General features: G+C 62.6%; 16 protein-coding genes and 1 tRNA gene. 8 read left to right on the top strand and 9 right to left on the bottom strand.

Annotated features, from left to right (window positions below):
* Positions 1-277: 277 nt before the first annotated feature.
* Positions 278-919 carry a ScbR family autoregulator-binding transcription factor gene (locus ABIE52_RS30690; RefSeq protein ID WP_003946317.1) on the bottom strand — a complete coding sequence of 214 codons (642 nt, stop codon included), beginning with the start codon at positions 917-919 and terminating at the stop codon, positions 278-280.
* A 189-nt stretch (positions 920-1,108) separates the two neighbouring features.
* The gene (locus ABIE52_RS30685; protein ID WP_003946303.1) at positions 1,109-1,762 is read right to left on the bottom strand and encodes a TetR/AcrR family transcriptional regulator; all 654 of its coding nucleotides are present in this window, start codon (positions 1,760-1,762) and stop codon (positions 1,109-1,111) included.
* Between the two features lie 154 nt (positions 1,763-1,916).
* Here ABIE52_RS30685 and ABIE52_RS30680 point away from each other — a divergent pair.
* The 6 genes from ABIE52_RS30680 (at position 1,917) to ABIE52_RS30655 (ending at position 8,022) form a co-directional block, all read left to right on the top strand.
* Positions 1,917-1,987 (top strand) — tRNA-Gln (locus ABIE52_RS30680).
* 88 nt (positions 1,988-2,075) lie between these two features.
* A complete protein-coding gene (glmU, locus tag ABIE52_RS30675) occupies positions 2,076-3,527 on the top strand; it encodes a bifunctional UDP-N-acetylglucosamine diphosphorylase/glucosamine-1-phosphate N-acetyltransferase GlmU (protein WP_192712309.1) in 1,452 nt (483 codons plus the stop codon).
* A gap of 71 nt (positions 3,528-3,598) precedes the next feature.
* Entirely contained in the window at positions 3,599-4,579 is a 981-nt protein-coding gene (locus ABIE52_RS30670) for a ribose-phosphate diphosphokinase (RefSeq protein ID WP_003946284.1), read from the top strand.
* Positions 4,580-4,818: 239 nt separating this feature from the next.
* The gene (locus ABIE52_RS30665; RefSeq protein ID WP_030536285.1) at positions 4,819-5,475 is read left to right on the top strand and encodes a hypothetical protein; all 657 of its coding nucleotides are present in this window, start codon (positions 4,819-4,821) and stop codon (positions 5,473-5,475) included.
* Positions 5,476-5,554: 79 nt separating this feature from the next.
* Positions 5,555-7,135, top strand: a complete 1,581-nt coding sequence (locus tag ABIE52_RS30660) for an SLC13 family permease (protein WP_007728891.1) — start codon at positions 5,555-5,557, stop codon at positions 7,133-7,135.
* A complete protein-coding gene (locus ABIE52_RS30655; RefSeq protein WP_030536286.1) occupies positions 7,135-8,022 on the top strand; it encodes a cyclase family protein in 888 nt (295 codons plus the stop codon). The genes ABIE52_RS30660 and ABIE52_RS30655 overlap by 1 nt, the downstream gene beginning before the upstream one ends.
* Positions 8,023-8,025: 3 nt before the next feature.
* Here ABIE52_RS30655 and ABIE52_RS30650 read toward each other — a convergent pair whose 3' ends face one another.
* On the bottom strand, positions 8,026-9,231 hold the full coding sequence (locus ABIE52_RS30650) for a PQQ-dependent sugar dehydrogenase (RefSeq protein WP_058037014.1): 1,206 nt from the start codon (positions 9,229-9,231) through the stop codon (positions 8,026-8,028).
* A 108-nt stretch (positions 9,232-9,339) separates the two neighbouring features.
* Complete coding sequence (locus tag ABIE52_RS30645; protein WP_065351225.1) at positions 9,340-10,881, bottom strand: HNH endonuclease signature motif containing protein; 1,542 nt, start codon at positions 10,879-10,881, stop codon at positions 9,340-9,342.
* A gap of 96 nt (positions 10,882-10,977) precedes the next feature.
* Between ABIE52_RS30645 and ABIE52_RS30640 the strand changes: the two genes are divergently transcribed.
* A complete protein-coding gene (locus tag ABIE52_RS30640) occupies positions 10,978-11,322 on the top strand; it encodes a DUF4288 domain-containing protein (RefSeq protein WP_065352745.1) in 345 nt (114 codons plus the stop codon).
* A gap of 12 nt (positions 11,323-11,334) precedes the next feature.
* On the opposite strand, the gene egtD is transcribed toward ABIE52_RS30640, so the two are convergent.
* The 5 genes from egtD to ABIE52_RS30615 form a co-directional block, all read right to left on the bottom strand.
* Complete coding sequence (gene egtD / locus ABIE52_RS30635) at positions 11,335-12,306, bottom strand: L-histidine N(alpha)-methyltransferase (RefSeq protein WP_030536289.1); 972 nt, start codon at positions 12,304-12,306, stop codon at positions 11,335-11,337.
* Positions 12,303-13,049, bottom strand: coding sequence for an ergothioneine biosynthesis protein EgtC (egtC, locus tag ABIE52_RS30630; protein ID WP_065351226.1), 747 nt, complete (start codon positions 13,047-13,049; stop codon positions 12,303-12,305). Before egtC ends, egtD begins: the two co-directional genes overlap by 4 nt.
* Position 13,050: 1 nt before the next feature.
* Positions 13,051-14,358, bottom strand: a complete 1,308-nt coding sequence (egtB, locus tag ABIE52_RS30625; protein WP_065351227.1) for an ergothioneine biosynthesis protein EgtB — start codon at positions 14,356-14,358, stop codon at positions 13,051-13,053.
* Positions 14,355-15,578: an ergothioneine biosynthesis glutamate--cysteine ligase EgtA gene (egtA, locus tag ABIE52_RS30620; protein WP_065351228.1), complete on the bottom strand. Its 1,224-nt coding sequence runs from the start codon at positions 15,576-15,578 to the stop codon at positions 14,355-14,357. Before egtA ends, egtB begins: the two co-directional genes overlap by 4 nt.
* 78 nt (positions 15,579-15,656) lie before the next feature.
* Entirely contained in the window at positions 15,657-16,931 is a 1,275-nt protein-coding gene (locus ABIE52_RS30615) for an APC family permease (RefSeq protein ID WP_042448927.1), read from the bottom strand.
* A 14-nt stretch (positions 16,932-16,945) separates the two neighbouring features.
* Here ABIE52_RS30615 and ABIE52_RS30610 point away from each other — a divergent pair, with 14 nt between their 5' ends.
* Positions 16,946-18,127, top strand: coding sequence for an aminotransferase class V-fold PLP-dependent enzyme (locus tag ABIE52_RS30610; RefSeq protein ID WP_065351229.1), 1,182 nt, complete (start codon positions 16,946-16,948; stop codon positions 18,125-18,127).
* Positions 18,128-18,152 lie beyond the last annotated feature (25 nt).

The raw sequence follows: 18,152 nt of genomic DNA, 5'->3' as shown, positions 1-18,152 counted from the left end.
CCCCATCTGGGGTCGTACACGCCGGGCAGCCCCCTATGCTGCCCGGTGCGCCGACGCCGTCACCCTGCCCTGACAAACCTTCATTCTCAGCAATTCTTCAGCTACCGATAGAACATACCGTAATCCGAAGATTGACGGCAAGATCGGACTTCCAGATTCCCATCAACACTATAAACATACTCTTAGTTTGTTTCGAATGCAGAACAAAGAGAACAATGTCCCTACCAGGACATTTGCAGCAAATTGACCAAAGGAGCAGTGCGGAGAGCCAGTGATTTCAGTGATCACTGGCAAGGCGACGGGCCGCGAATTGCCTGAAGTACTCCACTTTCGATTCCGGGACCACGATCGGAAGTATCAGATTCCACGATGCCTTCATGGAGTCCGAAAGCTCACGAACGGTCCCGGTCGCGGCTGCCATCAGCCGAACTCCCGACGCAACTTCCAACAGGAAACGAGCAATGTCAGCAGAATCCGCGTCCGAACGCAGATCACCTTCGTCGGCGGCACGGCTGGCAAGTTCACGGTAAATGTCGAGCCACACGTCCAGAGTCGCCGGCCCGGAGCCCCGATAGTCCCCGATCTCGACCAACAAGCGGAACGTAGCTCTAACCATGGCGTCATGCGCACCGATGTCGACGATGACCGACGAAATACCGATCAGTGACTCGAGCGCGGGAGTTCGACGGTCCAACCAGAGCTCACATTTTGCGTCGAAACGTGCCGAACCCTCGTCGATCACTGCCCGCGCGAGTTCTTCCTTGGACCCGAAATGGAAGTACAGGGCGCCTTTGGTCACCTGCGACTCGGCGATGATCTCGCTCAAGCTGGCATTGGCATAGCCCAGGCGCAAGAACACACCCGCTGCTCCGCGCAGCACCGAATCACGGGTGGCTTCTGCCCGCTCTTGCCTCACCATCGATCCGGCCTCCAATCACCACACATCGAACGAATTCTTGGTCTTACCCGTTCACAGCGTCAAAATGGATGGCACGGTTCGGCATTCAACCCACCCTGCAAACAAATGAGACATTTGCCCATCAAACGATCGTGATACAGCGAACACAGCTTAGACCGCGATCCATCTCTGCGCGGCAGGCGCGCCTGGTTAACCCTCCAATTGTGGATCGGCTTCCAGATTCGTCAGCCCATTCCAACACAAATTCACGAGGTGAGCGGCGACAACTTCCTTCGACGGAGTCCGTTCGTCGAGCCACCAAGTAGCCGTAGTGGACACCATGCCGACAAGCGCCTGTGCGTACATCGTTGCTAGTCCGGGGTCGAAACCGCGTCTGGAGAAGTCCCCCGCCAACAGGTAGCCCACCTGACTGATCGCGTCGTTGAGGAGGCTCGAATATGTCCCACTGGGCGCGACAACGGACGAATCGCGCACGAGTATCCGAAATCCGTCGGTGTGCTCTTCCACGTAGGTGAGCAAAGCCAACGCAACCCGCTCGACTCGAACTCTCGAGCGATTTTGTGAGAGCGAAGACGTGATCATCTCGAGGAGTCGCGACATCTCCCGGTCCACTACGACGGCGTACAGCCCCTCCTTGCCGCCGAAGTGCTCGTACACGACAGGCTTGGACACGTTCGCGCGCTGGGCGATCTCCTCGATCGAGGTCGCTTCGTATCCCCGTTCGGCGAACAATGCCCGCCCGATCTCGATCAGCTGTTGCCGACGTTGGGTACCGGTCATCCGGATCCGTGTCACTCGTTCGGGAACTGGATCCCCGCCACCCGAACCGGACACCGTCGCCATTGTCTTCCTCTCGCCGACACACAAATCACTGCTGTGGACGCTCAGCCTATCGGGACTTCGGGGGCCCGATCGGAGGAGCGGTTCGACCTACGGCGGGTCGGCATGCGATTATTCTTTCGCGCGTTCGGCCGCAAGGCTCGGCAATGCGTGGCAATCCGCCGTGGTGTAATGGCAGCACCTCTGATTTTGGTTCAGATAGTTCAGGTTCGAGTCCTGGCGGCGGAGCTGGTGAACAACATGCTTTCCCGAGCGGAATGTATGTCTTGATCGACAGTTTGATCGACAGTTTGATCGACAGAGGGAGCTCAAACCAGTGCAGACCGCCGTGATCGTTCTCGCAGCGGGTGCCGGTACACGAATGAAGTCGAAGACTCCCAAGGTCCTCCACACTCTCGCCGGACGCAGCATGCTGGCACATTCGCTTCACGCGGCAACCTCACTGAATCCCACGCACCTGGTGACCGTCGTCGGTCACGATCGTGAGCGTGTCACCGAAGCCGTGAACGCAGTCGCCGGGGAACTGGACCGTTCCGTCACCGTCGCTGTTCAGGACGAGCAGAAGGGCACCGGGCACGCTGTCAGTTGTGGGCTCGAGGGGTTGCCGGCCGACTTCTCCGGGACCGTACTCGTCACAGCCGCCGACGTGCCTCTGCTCGACGGCAAGACCATCGCAGACCTCCTCGCCCAGCACACGGCTGCTCCCGCGGCCGCGGTGACGGTGTTGACGTCGACGGCCGTCGACCCCACCGGCTACGGGCGAATCCTTCGTACGACGGACGGCGAGGTGAACGCCATAGTCGAGGAGAAGGAAGCCACCGATTCGCAGCGCTCGATCACCGAGGTCAATTCAGGGGTCTACGCCTTCGACTTCGAAACTCTGCGCGACGCGCTGGCGTCCCTCGACTCCAACAACGCACAACACGAGTTCTATCTCACCGATGTGATCATGATCGCCCGTCGCGCGGGCAAGCGTGTTCGTGCTCAGCACATCGCGGATTCGGTTCTCGTCGCGGGCGCCAACGATCGCGTGCAGCTCTCGACTCTCGCCCGCGAGATGAACCGTCGGATCCTCGAGAAGTGGATGCGTGCCGGCGTCACCGTCGTCGATCCTGCGAGCACATGGATAGATTGCGACGTGCACGTCGCACAGGACGTGACGCTCCTGCCCGGAGTTCAGTTGACCGGCACGACCTCGGTGGGCGAAGACGCCGTGATCGGCCCGGATACCACCTTGGACAACGTGAGAGTCGGCGAGCGCGCAGTCGTCGTCCGCTCGCACGGGACCGACTCCGTTGTCGGCGCGGACGCGACTGTCGGCCCCTTCGCCTATCTCCGGCCTGGTACCCGCCTCGGGGCACACGGCAAGATCGGCGCCTACGTGGAAACCAAGAACGCGGATATCGGCGAGCATTCGAAGATTCCGCATCTTACCTACGTCGGCGACGCCATCATCGGCCATCACAGCAATATCGGAGCTTCGAGCGTCTTCGTCAATTACGACGGGGTGAACAAGAGCCGTACTGTGGTGGGGTCGCATGTCCGAACAGGCTCCGACACCATGTTCGTCGCCCCTCTCGTCGTGGGAGACGGCGCATACACGGGTGCGGGCACGGTCTTGAAGAACGACGTACCGCCTGGGGCGCTCGCCGTCTCGGGTGGGGTGCAGCGCAACATCGAGGGCTGGGTCCAGAAGAATCGTCCCGGCACACCCGCGGCCGATGCCGCTGCAGCAGCTGCACAACCTGACGGCCCTGCAACAACCTGACAGCCCTGCACAACAGACAGCACAGATCACCACCAGATCGACCGGCAAGTACAAAAGGACGGCATGAACCAGTGACTGCGAATTGGATCGACAACCAGAAGAACCTGATGTTGTTCTCGGGTCGCGCACATCCCGAGTTGGCGGAGCAGGTGGCGAAGGAACTCGACATCCGCGTCACCCCGCAGACCGCGCGCGACTTCGCGAACGGTGAGATCTTCGTTCGATTCGAAGAGTCGGTTCGCGGCTCCGATGCGTTCGTCCTGCAGAGTCATCCGGCACCGCTGAACACGTGGGTGATGGAGCAGCTCATCATGATCGACGCTCTCAAGCGTGGATCGGCAAAGCGCATCACCGCCGTTCTTCCGTTCTACCCGTACGCCCGCCAGGACAAGAAGCATCGCGGACGCGAGCCGATCTCCGCTCGCCTGATTGCCGACCTGCTCAAGACCGCCGGCGCCGATCGCATCATCACGGTCGACCTGCATACCGATCAGATCCAGGGCTTTTTCGACGGCCCCGTCGATCACATGCACGCACACAGCCAGTTGGCCAACCACATTCGCGCGGGCTACAACCTCGAGAACATCACGGTGGTGTCCCCCGACTCGGGGCGCGTTCGTGTCGCCGAGAAGTGGGCCGACTCGCTCGGCGGAGCACCGCTGGCATTCATTCACAAGACGCGCGACCCGTTGGTACCCAACCAGGTCAAGTCCAACCGCGTCGTCGGTGAGGTCGAAGGTCGCACCTGCATCCTGATCGACGACATGATCGACACCGGCGGAACCATCGCCGGCGCGGTCAAGGTGCTCAAGGAGGCCGGTGCAGGTGACGTCGTCATCGCTGCAACCCACGGCGTCCTCTCCGACCCTGCGGCCGAGCGTCTGTCGACGTGTGGCGCGAAGGAAGTTGTTGTCACCAACACACTTCCGATCGACGAGTCGAAGAAGTTCCCGACGCTGACGGTGCTGTCCATCGCACCGCTGCTCGCTCGCACCATCAAGGAAGTTTTCGAGAACGGTTCTGTGACTTCGCTGTTCAACGGCAGCGCCTAGTCTCGCGCCGCACTACGGGCGCGTACCTGTGACTTCACGGTCACCGGTACGCGCCCGTCGTCGTCTTCGTGAAGGTCTCAGAAACAGACCACCCGGTCATCATGAAACCACCTGTGGGACACACGAATACCGCCGAATGCGGCGATTGACATGATCTTGATCACGCTCCCGTCGAGAAACCCAGGTCGATGTTGGGGCGGTGTTCACCGCGCCGCAATCTTCGCCTAGTGTGGCTCGTCGTGATCGACGCGCAAACCCTGGAATCCCGGCCCGAATCTCATTCCCTGAATTCATCAGTTCCGACGATCCGGCGGTGGCGCCCAGGATCTTGTGTCTGGTGCGGAGACGACAACTCCGTGGACATGTTCCGCAACGAACCCCGCTGCGGAAAATGCCGTGAAAACGAAGGCATCATCGACGACGCCAAGCGCTTCCTCGGCATGTACGGTCTGCGCCCGCTCGGCGGCACGCTGCAGTCCGACGACGACGAAGAGCGCGAGTACCGCGTCAACGCACGCGAGGCACGCCGAGTCCTGAACGAGATCCGTATGGACGTCCTTCCTGATGCGGCCGCTGTTCGCAAGGCAATTCGGCCCCGCGCCGCAACGGTTGTCGCCGACACGTCACCCGCACGCGCTTCCCGCCCCGCCAGCACGGGCACAGCGACGCGTGTTGCCGCTCCGGTCAAGACCGACACCGTGGACATCGACACGCTCCAGACGCGCGTCCTAGGGCTTCTCGATCAGCTCGGTTCGATCGACGAGCAGATCAAGGTCGCCGAACTCGCACAAGGGTTGCCGGCTCGCGCACGACTGAGCGATCTGAACAAGCAGAAGGCCACGGTTCTTCGCACGCTGGCCGCTCTCGAGAAGGCCCGCATCGCCGCCTCCAACTAATTCCCCTCGCGTCCGTCCCACGGCCCCGTCTCACTTGCGAGACGGGGCCGTTCTGTATGAGCAGGTACCTTTACGAATCGTGAATGACATCACCATCACTTTCGTCGTGCTTGCACTGGTCGTGGCGCTGTTCGTGATCGGCCGAATCCCGGTCGGCATCATCGCGATCGGCACTGCCCTGGCGCTGTACGCCACCGGTGTGATCACGATGGAGCAGGCGCTCGCCGGATTCGGCGATCCCACGGTGGTGTTCATCGCCGCGCTTTTTGTCGTCAGCGAAGCCCTCGACGCCACCGGTGTCACCACATGGGCGGGCGAGAAACTGCTGGCGAAAGTCGGCGAATCCCGAGTCCGTCTCGTGAGTGCGATCATGTTGCTGGTTGCCGCGTTGACCGCATTGATCAGCGTCAACGGGGCCGTAGCCGCGTTGGTACCGATGGTGGTCGTCTTGGCGGTACGTCTCGGTAAATCGACGTCACAACTGCTTCTGCCGTTGGCATTTGCCGCCCATGCCGGATCGATGCTCACCTTGACCGGAACACCGGTCAACATCATCGTTTCCGAAGCCGCCGAGGAATCCGGGGCCGGTGCTTTCGGGTTCTTCAGTTTCACCTTGGTCGGTGCGCCGCTCGTATTGGGAACGATTGCGATCGCCGTACTTCTCGGTCCTCACGTCCTCCCCCATCGTGCGGGGACGTCGATGTCGCCTGACCTGAGCCGGCATGCCAAGACCCTCGCGAAGCAGTATCAGCTCATGGGAAAGGATGCGCCGTCCGCAGAGCCCTTGATCACCAAGCACGACGGCGTGGTCGAAGTGATCATCCCGCCGCGCTCGGAAATGATCGGCGACAGGGCTTTTCCGGGCATGGTGACCGACAGTGGAGATCTGGTGATACTCGCAGTCCAGCGCGCCGGTGAGGACTGCGGCCCCAAGGGCGTCAAGTTGGCGGCCGGTGACACGCTTCTCCTGCAAGGAAGCTGGGACGATCTCGACACCCACACCGCCGTCGATCCGAACGTCCTCGTGGTCGACGCACCTGCCCAGATCCGTAAGCAGGCAGCCCCGTTGGGAACCCGCGCGGTCATCGCTCTCGTCGTCGTTGCGGCGATGGTAGTGATGCTGACGTTCGGATTGGTGCCGTCCGCGATAGCCGGACTCCTCGCGGCATGTGCGATGGTGCTGCTACGAGTCATCAGCGTCGAGCAGGCGCATCGGTCCATCTCGTGGACCACGTTGATTCTCGTCGGCGGAATGATCCCGCTGTCGACCGCAATCCAGCAGACCGGCGCGGCCGAAAAGCTCGCGCATGCGTTTGTCGACGTCGTCGGTGGGGCAAGCCCGTATGTCGTCGTCGCTGGACTCTTCGTCGTGACGGCGACTCTGGGCCAGCTGATCAGCAACACTGCAACCGCGTTGATCATCACGCCGATCGCGATCTCGGTCGCCATCGAACTCGACATCTCGGTGCTGCCCCTTCTGATGACGGTCACCGTCGCTGCCGCGGCCTCCTTCCTGACGCCCGTAGCCACTCCCGCGAACATGATGGTGATGGGCCCTGGTGGTTACAAGTTCGGCGACTACTGGAAGCTCGGACTCCCGATGTTGTTGTGGTTCCTGATAGTTGCAACGGTGTTGATCCCAGTGATCTGGAGTTTCTGATGTGCTCACCGAAGGTCTTGTCGGAGGTCTACGAATCGATAGGACGCGAAGGCAGGAAGATCAGCCGTCGATCGATGTTCGCGGCGCTGGGCACCGGTGCCCTCGGCGCGACCGTCATGGCCGGCGCTGTACAGCCCACTGCGTCGGCAGCACCAACAGGTCAGACCATCGTCGATCTGACCCACGTACTGACGCCGGAGTTCCCGGTGTGGCCGGGCGCGCGCTCGTTCGAGATGAGGAACCTGGCGAAGATCGCCGACGCCGCCGGATCTCTGGGCTCGCTCGGCTCCGCCGGGTCAGGTGGAAACTTCTACCTCAACGAACTCCGCCTCGAAGAACACACTGGTACTCACATCGACGCTCCCGCACACGCCAGTGCGGACGGAATCACCGTCGAGAAGATTCCCGTCGCCGACCTCGTCGTGCCGATTGCGGTCGTCGACATCAGTGCCCGAGCCTCCGTCGACCCCGACACACTGCTCACCCGCCAGGACATCCTCGATTGGGAGTCCCTCCACGGGACCATCGCTCCCCGCAGCCTGGTTGCGATGAACTCGGGTTGGGATACCCGGGCCGGTGCCGGTGGCGCCTTCACGAATCGAGATGCACTCGGCGTGCAACACACACCGGGATTCAACCCCGAGGCGATCGACTTTCTCGTCCGCGAGCGCAACATCGTCGCCGTGGGCTCGGACACCCTCAGCATCGACGCGGGCCGAAGCACCACCCACGGGGCTCACCGAAGCGCTTTGGGCTCAGGAAAGTACGCAGTCGAAGCCCTCGCAAATCTGTCCGCACTTCCGGCCGTCGGCGCCACGGTGATGGTGGGAGCGCCGACGCATGCGGGTGGTTCGGGTGGTCCGTGCCGGGTCATCGCCTGGTACTGAAGATCAGGGCGTAGGCGTCACCCGCAGCACCTTGTCGCCGGCGCCGTTGTCGGTGGTCACCAGGAGCGAGCCGTCGGGCGTCGGGGTCACCGACCGCAAGCGACCGAACTGGTTCTCCAACCCGAAGGTCTGCGCGTCGACCGAGCGTCCGTCGGCACTCAGGCGGAGGAAGATCAGTTCCTTGCTCTTGAGGCCACCCATTACGAGCGCACCGTCCCAGGCACCCCATGCAGCTCCACCGGTGAAGGCAGCGCTGGCGGTAGCCAACGTCGAGCTACCCGAACGCCACACCGCCGCAATCGCTCCCGGCACTCGCACGGGATCGGTCATCGGCACGGATTCGTCGTACGTTCCGGGAAGCCGATCCGGGCGGTAGCCGTAATTTCCGCCGGGGGTAAGCAGGTTGACTTCGTCGTCGACGCTTGTGCCCTGTTCAACCGAGTACACCCGGCCGGTTCCGGGTTGCACGGCCAAGCCTTGGACGTTGCGGTGCCCGAGCGTGTAGACCGGGCTGGAAGCATTCGGATTCCCCGCCGCCGGAGTTCCGTCGGCGTTGATGTGCAAGACCTTGCCGCCCAGCGAATTCGGATCCTGGGGGACGCTCGGCGTCGCGGTGTCACCCGTCCCGACGAACAGCGTTCCGTCCTGCGCCGCAAGAATTCGGCAACCCCCGTGACGCCCGGACGAGACCGGGATTCCTGGCAGTACAGTTCCGGTTCGCGTGAGTGCGGTCCATCCGGCGTCGACGGTCCACGAGATCACTCGAACGTCCGTGACTCCCCCAGCGCTGAATCCCTGGCAGGTGTAGAGGGTGCGCGACTGAGCGAAGTCGCGGGCAAGCGCGATACCCATGAGACCGGTTTCGGACTGCGCGTAGAGATCCGAAAGGTCAGCAGCGACTGGACCTGTCGTGTTGTCGCCTCGGCGAACGAAGAATCCGCCGGATCGTTGTCCGGTCAGGATTGCACCGTCCGGGGCCGCCACCACGTCCCAAGGGTGGTCGAGTCCGTCGACCAGTGTGGTGACCGACAACTGCGGGAGGGTGTCCTCGATGGGTATGTCCGGGTCGTCGCTCCCCAACGATCCGGTGCTTCCGTTGCCGAAACTGCCGGGGTCGAAGGGGAATGGTTGAGCCACGCTCTGCGTTACCGGCATCACCAGTACTGCAGTCAGGGCCACGGTCAATGCGGCGAGCTTCGGATGACGCACGCGTTCTCCTCGGGTCGGAAACCGTTCTGCGCCTCACTATAAACAGACAAACACCATTTTTCGGGCCCTCTCGCTATACCCGCAGGCCACAGGAGAAACGAAACCCCTTCAGAAGTCGGCAAACTCCGGCAAAGCGTTCGCCAGTGGGGATGCGTTACGTCTTGATGCAGATCGTGCCTTCCGCCAGCCGGGCACACTCCAGTCCAGGAGGTATTCGAGATCCGCTTCCACTCCCCTGTCCCGAAGTCCGAAACGTCGTTCCAGCGCATCGCCGTCCGTCAAATGCAGTCTCGCCGCGTCGGGCACTCTCAGTTCGGGGTCACAGAATGGGCCTACGGGCGCGGTAACCGTTCGTCGTCCTGACGGATCTTTCCACTCCAGAAGACCACCTCCGATTTGCTTCACTGTCCACCTGCCAAACGTCTTCAGTCGGTGATGTTTTCGACACAGACAGGCCAAGTTCCGTTCTGCAGTAGGCCCTCCCTGAGCGGGGTTGCCGTGATCGAACGGCACCGTGTGATCGATATCGCAACTATCAGAACGCACAACACAATTCGGAAAGCGGCACGTACCGTCTCGCGTCCTTACAATCGTCACCAACGCCGCGGACGGCTGGTACGTGGATTCACCGCGCCGCGAACCACTGTTCCTTCGCGAGCGATTATCCCTTGCCGCAGCGGGCAATATCTCCGGTGAGCGCATCGACCGACCCACGCCGAGCACCGGTCCGGCTGCCCCCGCAGTCGAACAATGTTGCACCTCGGACGGTGCAAGGGTGAGGACTCTCTGCCACGTGGCGTCCGCGGCGATCGCGCGCGCAAGGTCGGCATCGATGTGGCCGTACCCCTGCAAATAGCCTGGCAGGTCGTCGAATCCGAGCAGGGTGGAAGCGTTGACACCCACAAGAATTGTCGCAATCGGGAGCGCGGAGGTCTTCGTATCATCCCTACGGGTGCAATCGCCGTCGCACTGACAATCCAACGACGTCTTTCCTTCCGCCAATGCGATCAGTGCATCGGCACGCCGTTGCCCGAAAGTTCTCGGATCGGAACCACAGACCTGCATCGACATCGCACGGAGCCTCGTGGCCAAAGTCTGAGCGCCGACCGCTGGAAGCATTCCGTCCAGAGTCGACATACCGTCGTGCGACGCGCACGTCCGAACGTCCTGATCCGCCTCCGCACGAACTCGCCTGGCACGCACCCCATCAGGGTCGTGCCGAGCAATGAGACCTCGTGCGCGCGCCTTCAACTTGTTACCGGTTACACGGCAGGCACCGTCCACGAGGAGTCGCTCGATGTCATCGAGCGCGTGCTCGGAGACGTTGGCGAGAGCTTCGGACAGTGCCATCGCTTTGGCCAGATCGATGTCACCGCAAGCAAAAGCGGCCGCCACCCGCGGAAGTCGCCAGCGCAGGTCACATCCCAGTGCAATCATTTTCTGCGCGGCGTACTCCGTAATGCTCAGTATCGACGCGATCTCCACGTGCGCGAATTGACCCCGAAAAGCCTCATTGACTCCAACCGCGGCATCCTCCTCACAACGGTCCAAGTACAGCGCAGTGACCGCGTCGATCTCGAGGAAGTGGGCGCGCGCGATTTCCGCATGCTGCCGAAACAGCGCGTCCGCGGAAGTCTTCGATTCGAACATATGAGCGATTCTACGGGCGCCCACCGACAAGTTTTTGCGAAATCCCGGGGTATTCACCGATACCTTTTGCGCTCCGATGTCACTACGTTCAATCGCATGACTCAGCATCCGACACGAGATCAACCGTACTTCGGCATAGCGATATTCGAGTTGGGGAAGAATGACGGGGTCGGGTGCTTCTACCGAGAGGACTGTTATCTCATCTGGGCTGGCGACCCCGCTGAGGCGCAGTCAAAATTCGAGCGCAAGGCCGGCGAGCAGGAGTATCCGCTCGGCGCGAGCGATGACCAGTCCTATGTAAAACTCGCGCATCTCGTGGATCTTGCGCCGGTGTCGGACGCTGTCCATACTGGCACCGCAGATCTCTACTCTCGACACTTCTCAAATATTGCCGCCTACAGAACTTTTGAGACACTTCTAGGAGGAGACAGCATCCCCTGACAAGCGCCCACTTCACGCCCGCTGCGCGCACAACAACGCGAAGCGCTGATCCTGATCCGTCCACACCTTCCGTACCCCGAAGCCCGCGGACGCGAGTTCCGCGGCAATCCCCTCCTCGGTGAACTTCGCCGAGATCTCGGTGCGCAGCTGCTCGCCCGCTGCGAAGGTGATCTCCAGATCCAGGTCGTCGATGTGCACCGAGACTTCACGAAGTGCTTCCAGGCGCATCTCGATCCACTCGTTCTCGGCATCCCAGAGCGCGACGTGACGGAAGTCCTCCAAGGGAAAGTTCGCTCCCAGTTGCTTGTTCAGGACCGAGAGAACATTGAGATTGAACTGAGCAGTCACACCGGCAGCGTCGTCGTAGGCGGGCACGAGGACTGCGGGATCGATCACCAATCCCACGCCCAGGATCAGGTTCTCACCGGGATCGAGCACCGCTGCAATGCCCGAGAGGAACTCGGCGCGTTCTGCCGGAACGAGATTGCCGAGAGTTCCACCGAGAAAAGCGACCGCGCGCCGTCCACCCCCGGGTAGATGATGCAGCGAACCGGTGAAGTCACTGACCACCCCTACCACGTCGATTCCGGGAAACTCGGCACCGACTTGCTGCGCCGCACCTTCGAGGGCCGTCACCGAAACATCCTGTGGTACATACGTTCGCAGAGTTCCGCGAGCCGTCATCGCGTCGAGGAGTAACCGCGTCTTCTCAGAGGAACCTGAACCCAGTTCGATCAGGATCTCGGGTTCGGTCAACGCCGCGATCTCGTCGGCGTACCGAGCGAGCAGGCCGCGTTCGGTACGGGTGGGGTAATACTCGGGTAAGGCCGTGATCTCCTCGAACAGTTCACTTCCACGCGCGTCGTAGAACCATTTGGGCGAGAGCCACTTCGGCGTAGCGGTCAAGCCCTCCCTGGCCTCGGCTCGCAATGCGTCGACCGATTCGGCCGGTGTCAGATAAACCTCGAGCGTAGGGGTTTTCATTGTTCTCCCATCGGTATCGGGGTGACGATCAAATGGCCGGGACGCGCGCAGACGATGTGCCGGTCCGGCACCTGCTCCCAGTCCGGCGAACGATCGGACGGTTCGGAAACGATCAGTGCCCGCGACTCGTCGACCCGCGTGTACAACGTGTGGCCCCACGCCGTGGCCCACAGTTCCTGCCCGTCGCCGAACAGGAGGTTCAATCGTGAATCCGGTGCCGCCGCAGCCACATCGTGAACCAGGCTCGTCACGGCGGCTTCCGCGGGCTTCGACTTCAACCGATGCCGAAGCACTGTCCACAACAAGGCAGCATCCGTCGGCGCGGGCATCTTCAGCAATTCGACGGCCGGAACTTCTGCTGCCAAGTCGGCGAGTGAGCCAGGCCAACCGGATACCGCTCCGTTGTGGCTGAAAGCGTAGGTTCCGTCGACGAACGGTGCGCAGGCACCGATCTCGACGGCCATCCCCTCCGTCGCGGAACGTACGGCGGCGAGAACGGATCCGGAAACGATGTGGGACAACGTCTCGTCGACTGTCGGGTCCGACCAGATCGGCGAGATACTGCGGTACCGTCCCTGCCTTCCACCGTTCCACCACACCGCGCCGAATCCGTCGGCATTGATGGTCCCGCCGCCACGCATCTCGCGAGGTGCCCACGACTGTCGCATCAGTGAGTTCTCGCCGTCGTGGAGGAGTTCACGAACCGAACGCGGCGGCCCGAGATACCCGAGGTGCCGACACATGTCAGGATCTACCCGAAATCGTTCTGGCGCAGCGAAAACCCGAGAAGATCTGGCGCCTGATCGGGTGGTCCCAGTTGCGGAACGTCCCCCGGCAGGCAACGCTGTCGGTCCCGAACGATCCCCCTCGCAACACTTTGTAGTCGCCGCCGAAGAACACCTCCGAGTACTCCCGGTAGGGGAAGGCCCGGAAACCCGGATACGGATGGAAACCCGAAGACGTCCACTCCCACACGTCACCGATCAACTGCTCGACACCTGCTGCCGATGCACCCGCCGGATACGAGCCGACGCCGGCGGGACCGAGATGGCGCTGACCGAGATTGGCAAGTTTCTCGTCTGCGGACACGTCCCCCCACGGGAATCGTCGCGATCTTCCGGATTCCGGATCCCACCGCGCGGCCTTTTCCCATTCCGCCTCGGTGGGAAGCCGTTTGCCTGCCCAGCACGCGTAGGCCTCGGCTTCGTAGAAGCTCACATGCACGACGGGCTTGTCCGGTGGGACCGGAGCCTCGACGCCGAAAGTCTCGTGCCACCAACCCGAACTGTCGCGTTCCCAGAACAGTGGTGCACGGAGCTTCGCGTCGACGCGATGCCGCCAACCGTCTCGAGACCACAGTTCCGGTCGGGAATAGCCGCCGTCCTCGATGAATTCGACGAACTGCCCATTGGTGACCGGGAATCTGTCGATCGCGAAGTCGGTGAGATAGACCTGATGCGCAGTGCGCTCGTTGTCGAGTGCCCACGGTTCGTCGTCGGTCCCCATGACGAAGGGGCCGGCGGGGATCGTGACCTCGTCGAGTTCCGGCATGCGGGCCGCTTGCGGAGGGGGTGTGGCAACGAGTGCCGTGGGTCCCGAACGCAATTGGTGTGTTGCGAGCATGGTTTCGGCGTGTTGCTGCTCGTGCTGCGCGATCATCCCGAAGGCAAAACCGTCCATGTCGAGTTCTGTGCGTCCGAAGGTGCTGGCTTCGAGCACATCCCAGACCTTCCCGCGAACCGTACGTACGTATTCGCGCGCCTCGGCCGGGTTGAGCAGGGGAAGTGTGGGTCTCGACGATCTCGAATGCTTGAACGCGTCGTACAGCTCGTCTATGTCGCTACGCACCGGATCGCGGCCACCGACATCTCGCACCAGCCAGAGTTCCTCTTGATTGCCGATATGCGCCAGGTCCCACACGAGTGGACTCATCAACGGAGAATGCTGAGCGACCAATTCGGTATCGTCGACGCAGTCGGTGAGCAGCGTCGACCGTTCACGCGCTCGCAGAAGTACGGCCTCGACCGCTTCCTTGGTGATCTCCCCCGTCATGTGTCGCTCTCACCGGGCACAATTGCGCGACAACACCGTTCGGCTGCGGCATCGAGAAGACGGACAAACTGCGGCTCCGGCGCGTACGACGCGGCAAGCGACATCAGAGAGGTTGCCGCCGAACGCAGTTCGACGTCGCCCAAACCGTACTCTGCCGCATCCCGCCATCTCCCGGCCGTCGACGCTGCGGCATCACTCGCCTCACGCATCACGGCAGGCCCGGACAGCAACGCGTCGATCGCTGCTACCGGTACTCGCCACAGATCTCCCGGCTGCGCATCGATGTAGCGAACCTCCAGATGGCCGACAGCGCGAACCGGCGGGAACAGCGTGGACAGGTGATAGTCCAAGTCCGCCCAGACGGGTCGGCGTCCGATCTCGGCATCCAAAGCGCCGTCTATCCAGTCCCCGAAAGTGGCACCCCGCGGAGCCGTCCAATCGTCGCCCTCGTTTCGCACACACATCAGCGGAACATCGAGCGCCCAGCCGGCGTAGTCCTGCACTTCCGGGACTGCGACCGTTCGCCAGGAATCGAGTTCGAGCCACGTCCGCATGCGTTGGGACGCCCAATCCCCTCTCGGAACCCCTTGCAAGCGTGGAGAACACGCAAACGCAGCGATGAGCGCCGGCCCCATGTCCCCGAGGAGCCGCCAACGCTGGGCAATGGACTCCGGGCTGCCGCCGGCATCGACACTGACCTGCACTGCTGCTGTATTGCACATCATCAAGGTGCCATACGGTCCTATCCCGGCGAAGCGGGATTCCATTGCGCAATAACGTGGCAACCGGAGAATCCGGGAAGGTGGGCGGGCGACGTCGGCCGCGGCAGAACTGATTTCGATGGAGTACGACGCGAGGAGTGTTTCGAGAGTACGACGGTCTTCGTCGAGACAGTCACACAGTTCTCGGGCGGACGTCCGCGGCGCTGACGAGAGTTCGATCTGTCCGCCAGGTTCTACGGTGACGAGGCTGCCACGAGGAAGCGGAACCGCTGGTGAATCCGGGTCGATACTGGTGGGCGCGTATCGCCCGAGTGCCTTTGCCAGAGTCGCTGCTGACGGCCGCTCCCCACCGGGAACCTGGCTGGTCAGCCACTCGAGCTCAGCTCCGACCAAACGGGGTGGCCCCTGTTTGAAGCACACACCACCGACGTAGGCCTCGGCCGCAGGACGTGAATCCACCTGCGTGGTCTGTGCTGCTGTCAACGCTGCTGTCACCATTCGACTTCCCCTTCGGGCGGTCTTCGCGGTCGCTACCGACGATAGAACGCCAACGTCCGAGATGCACCCTTTGTGGTGTTACGTGTCGTTGAATTTCTTCAGTCGTATCCACCGGTACCCACAACCGGCCAGAACCACACCTGCGCCGGAAACAACCGCGATCCACGGAAGTGTGACCACCAGAACGACACAACCAGCCGCGCCGACCGCTTGCAGCCACTTCGGATACATCCGGTCCACACCGCGTTGGCTGTACGCACTCACGTTCGCGACGAAGTAGTAGAGCAGCACTCCGAACGACGAAAAGCCGATCACCCCACGAAGATCGGTTGTCGAGACCAAGGCGATCACAACGGCACCGACCACAAGTTCCGCATGGTGAGGGACCCCGAACCGTGGATGGACTGCAGCGAGGGCCACTGGCAGATCGCGCTCGCGGGCCATCGCCATCGCCGTACGACTCACGCCGGCGATCAGAGCCAGCAGCGCCCCCGCCGACGCCGCCGCGGCACCGATCACCACTACGGGAACGGCCCAACTCCACCCGACTGCGCCCACCGCATCTGCCAGTGGTCGCGCCGAATTCGCCAGCCGATCAGGTCCCAGCGTCACCAACAGCACCACCGCTACCAGCGCATAGAGGATGACGGCGACGGTGAGTGCGATCAGGATCGCCCGCGGAATCGTTCGACGCGGATCACGCACTTCCTCCCCCAGCGTCGCGATCCTGGCGTACCCGGCGAAGGCAAAGAACAGCAGTCCCGCCGATTGCAGAATTCCGTACCACGACCCGAATGCGAGATCCGGGAACTCGCGCACCGCACCAGGACCGACGACGGCAACCACCAGCGCTACACACAGCGCCGTCGTCGACACGGCGACGATCACCCTGGCCATGTGCGCCGTCCGCGTGACTCCGCGGTAGTTGACTGCAACCAGCGCTGCCACCACCAATACCGCGACGGGGACACGCCAGGCCGTAGGCGCAACATACGTCGCGAAAGTCAGAGCCATTGCCGCGCAGCTCGCGGTCTTCCCGATCACGAACGACCAGCCGGCGGCAAACCCCCACCAGGGTCCGAGCTGCTCACGTCCGTAGACGTAGGTCCCACCTGAAGTGGGGTATCTGGCCGCAAGCTGCGCCGACGACGTCGCGTTGCAGAATGCGATGAACGCTGCAATCGCCAGGCCCACAAGCAACCCGGTACCGGCTACTGCGGCAGCAGGCGCGAACACCACGAAGACTCCGGCGCCGATCATCGCGCCGAGGCCGATCACCACGGCATCGGCGGTGCCCAGTCTTCGCTCCATCGGGACAGCTTCGTTCACAGGTAGTTTGAACCACACCGACATGAACGGAAGGTGCCATGTTCGATCTCGACACGATCCGCCGCGACACCCCCGGATGCCTTGACAAGGTGTTCCTCGACAGCGCGGGATCCTCGCTCCCGCCCGAGCCGGTGCCGGCCACGATGATCGAGCACCTGCGACGTGAAGCCGACGTCGGCGGATACGTCGCAGCTGCTCGTCAGAGCGGCGCCCTCGATGCTGTTCCCCATTCGCTGGCCCGGGTCATCGGTGCTCAGGCAACCGATATCGCTTTGACGGACAGCGCGACCCGTGCGTGGAACGACTTCCTCGCTGCCGTTCCGCTCGGACCTGGTGATCGAATCCTCATCAGCGGAGTCGAATACGCGAGCAACGCCATCGCGGCACTGGGGCGGGCGCGTTCGACCGGTGCCCACGTCGAGATCATCCCGAGCGATCAGTACGGACGCATCGACCTCGACGCACTCGAGAACATGCTCGACGATCGGGTTCGCGTCGTCTCCGTCGTCCACGTCCCCACCAACGGCGGCCTGATCAACCCCGTCCGCGAGGTCGTCGAACTCGCGAGGGCCCACGGCTCGCTCGTTCTGCTCGACGCATGCCAGTCCGTCGGCCAATTGCCCATCGACGTCACCGAACTCGGCGTCGACGCCCTCAGCGCAACCGGCCGCAAGTGGCTCCGCGGGCCACGCGGAACCGGATTCCTGTACGTCCGCCCCGGACTCGTCGACGCACTCGAACCCGCTGCGATGGACCTGCACGGAGCGGAATGGACCGGCGAGAACAGCTTCGTACCCGCACCGGACGCAACACGATTCGAGCTCTGGGAAACGAGTGTCGCGGCGCGCCTGGGTCTCGGCGTCGCCGCCGACTATCTGCTCTCGATCGGCACCGACACGGCGTGGGAGCAGATCGAATCCCGAGCAGTCACGCTGAGGGAAGGTCTGGCAGCGATTTCCGGAGTCGAAGTCCGCGATCGAGGAACCCATCTGAGCGGCATCGTTTCCTTCACCGTCGACGGTATTTCCGAGCACCTGGTTCGGGATCAGCTTGCAGCACAGAACATCACCGTCACCGTCAGTGGTCGCGGGTCCACCCTCCTCGACATGGATGCCCGCGGGCTCGATGCCGTGGTTCGCGCATCGCCGCACTACTTCGTCGACGAAGCCGACCTGGACACATTTCTGGGCGCGGTCAGGGGATTGCAAACCTCCCGTTGACCGGGACCATGCCTGATCTGCGGAA

The organism is Rhodococcus sp. OAS809 (assembly GCF_040546695.1).
GTDB classification, from domain to species: Bacteria; Actinomycetota; Actinomycetes; order Mycobacteriales; family Mycobacteriaceae; genus Rhodococcus_F; species Rhodococcus_F qingshengii.
Note: the sequence above shows the minus strand (reverse complement) of the source record. Positions and strands in the feature narration are given on the sequence as shown.

Excerpts from the sequence above, each read along its gene's own strand:
- ABIE52_RS30690 (WP_003946317.1), bottom strand. The coding sequence starts at position 919 with ATGGTGAGGCAAGAGCGGGCAGAAGCCACCCGTGATTCGGTGCTGCGC.
- ABIE52_RS30685 (WP_003946303.1), bottom strand. The coding sequence starts at position 1,762 with ATGGCGACGGTGTCCGGTTCGGGTGGCGGGGATCCAGTTCCCGAACGA.
- ABIE52_RS30655 (WP_030536286.1), top strand. The coding sequence starts at position 7,135 with ATGTGCTCACCGAAGGTCTTGTCGGAGGTCTACGAATCGATAGGACGC.
- ABIE52_RS30645 (WP_065351225.1), bottom strand. The coding sequence starts at position 10,881 with ATGTTCGAATCGAAGACTTCCGCGGACGCGCTGTTTCGGCAGCATGCG.
- ABIE52_RS30640 (WP_065352745.1), top strand. The coding sequence starts at position 10,978 with ATGACTCAGCATCCGACACGAGATCAACCGTACTTCGGCATAGCGATA.
- egtD (WP_030536289.1), bottom strand. The coding sequence starts at position 12,306 with ATGAAAACCCCTACGCTCGAGGTTTATCTGACACCGGCCGAATCGGTC.
- egtC (WP_065351226.1), bottom strand. The coding sequence starts at position 13,049 with ATGTGTCGGCACCTCGGGTATCTCGGGCCGCCGCGTTCGGTTCGTGAA.
- egtB (WP_065351227.1), bottom strand. The coding sequence starts at position 14,358 with ATGACGGGGGAGATCACCAAGGAAGCGGTCGAGGCCGTACTTCTGCGA.
- egtA (WP_065351228.1), bottom strand. The coding sequence starts at position 15,578 with ATGGTGACAGCAGCGTTGACAGCAGCACAGACCACGCAGGTGGATTCA.
- ABIE52_RS30615 (WP_042448927.1), bottom strand. The coding sequence starts at position 16,931 with ATGTCGGTGTGGTTCAAACTACCTGTGAACGAAGCTGTCCCGATGGAG.
- ABIE52_RS30610 (WP_065351229.1), top strand. The coding sequence starts at position 16,946 with ATGTTCGATCTCGACACGATCCGCCGCGACACCCCCGGATGCCTTGAC.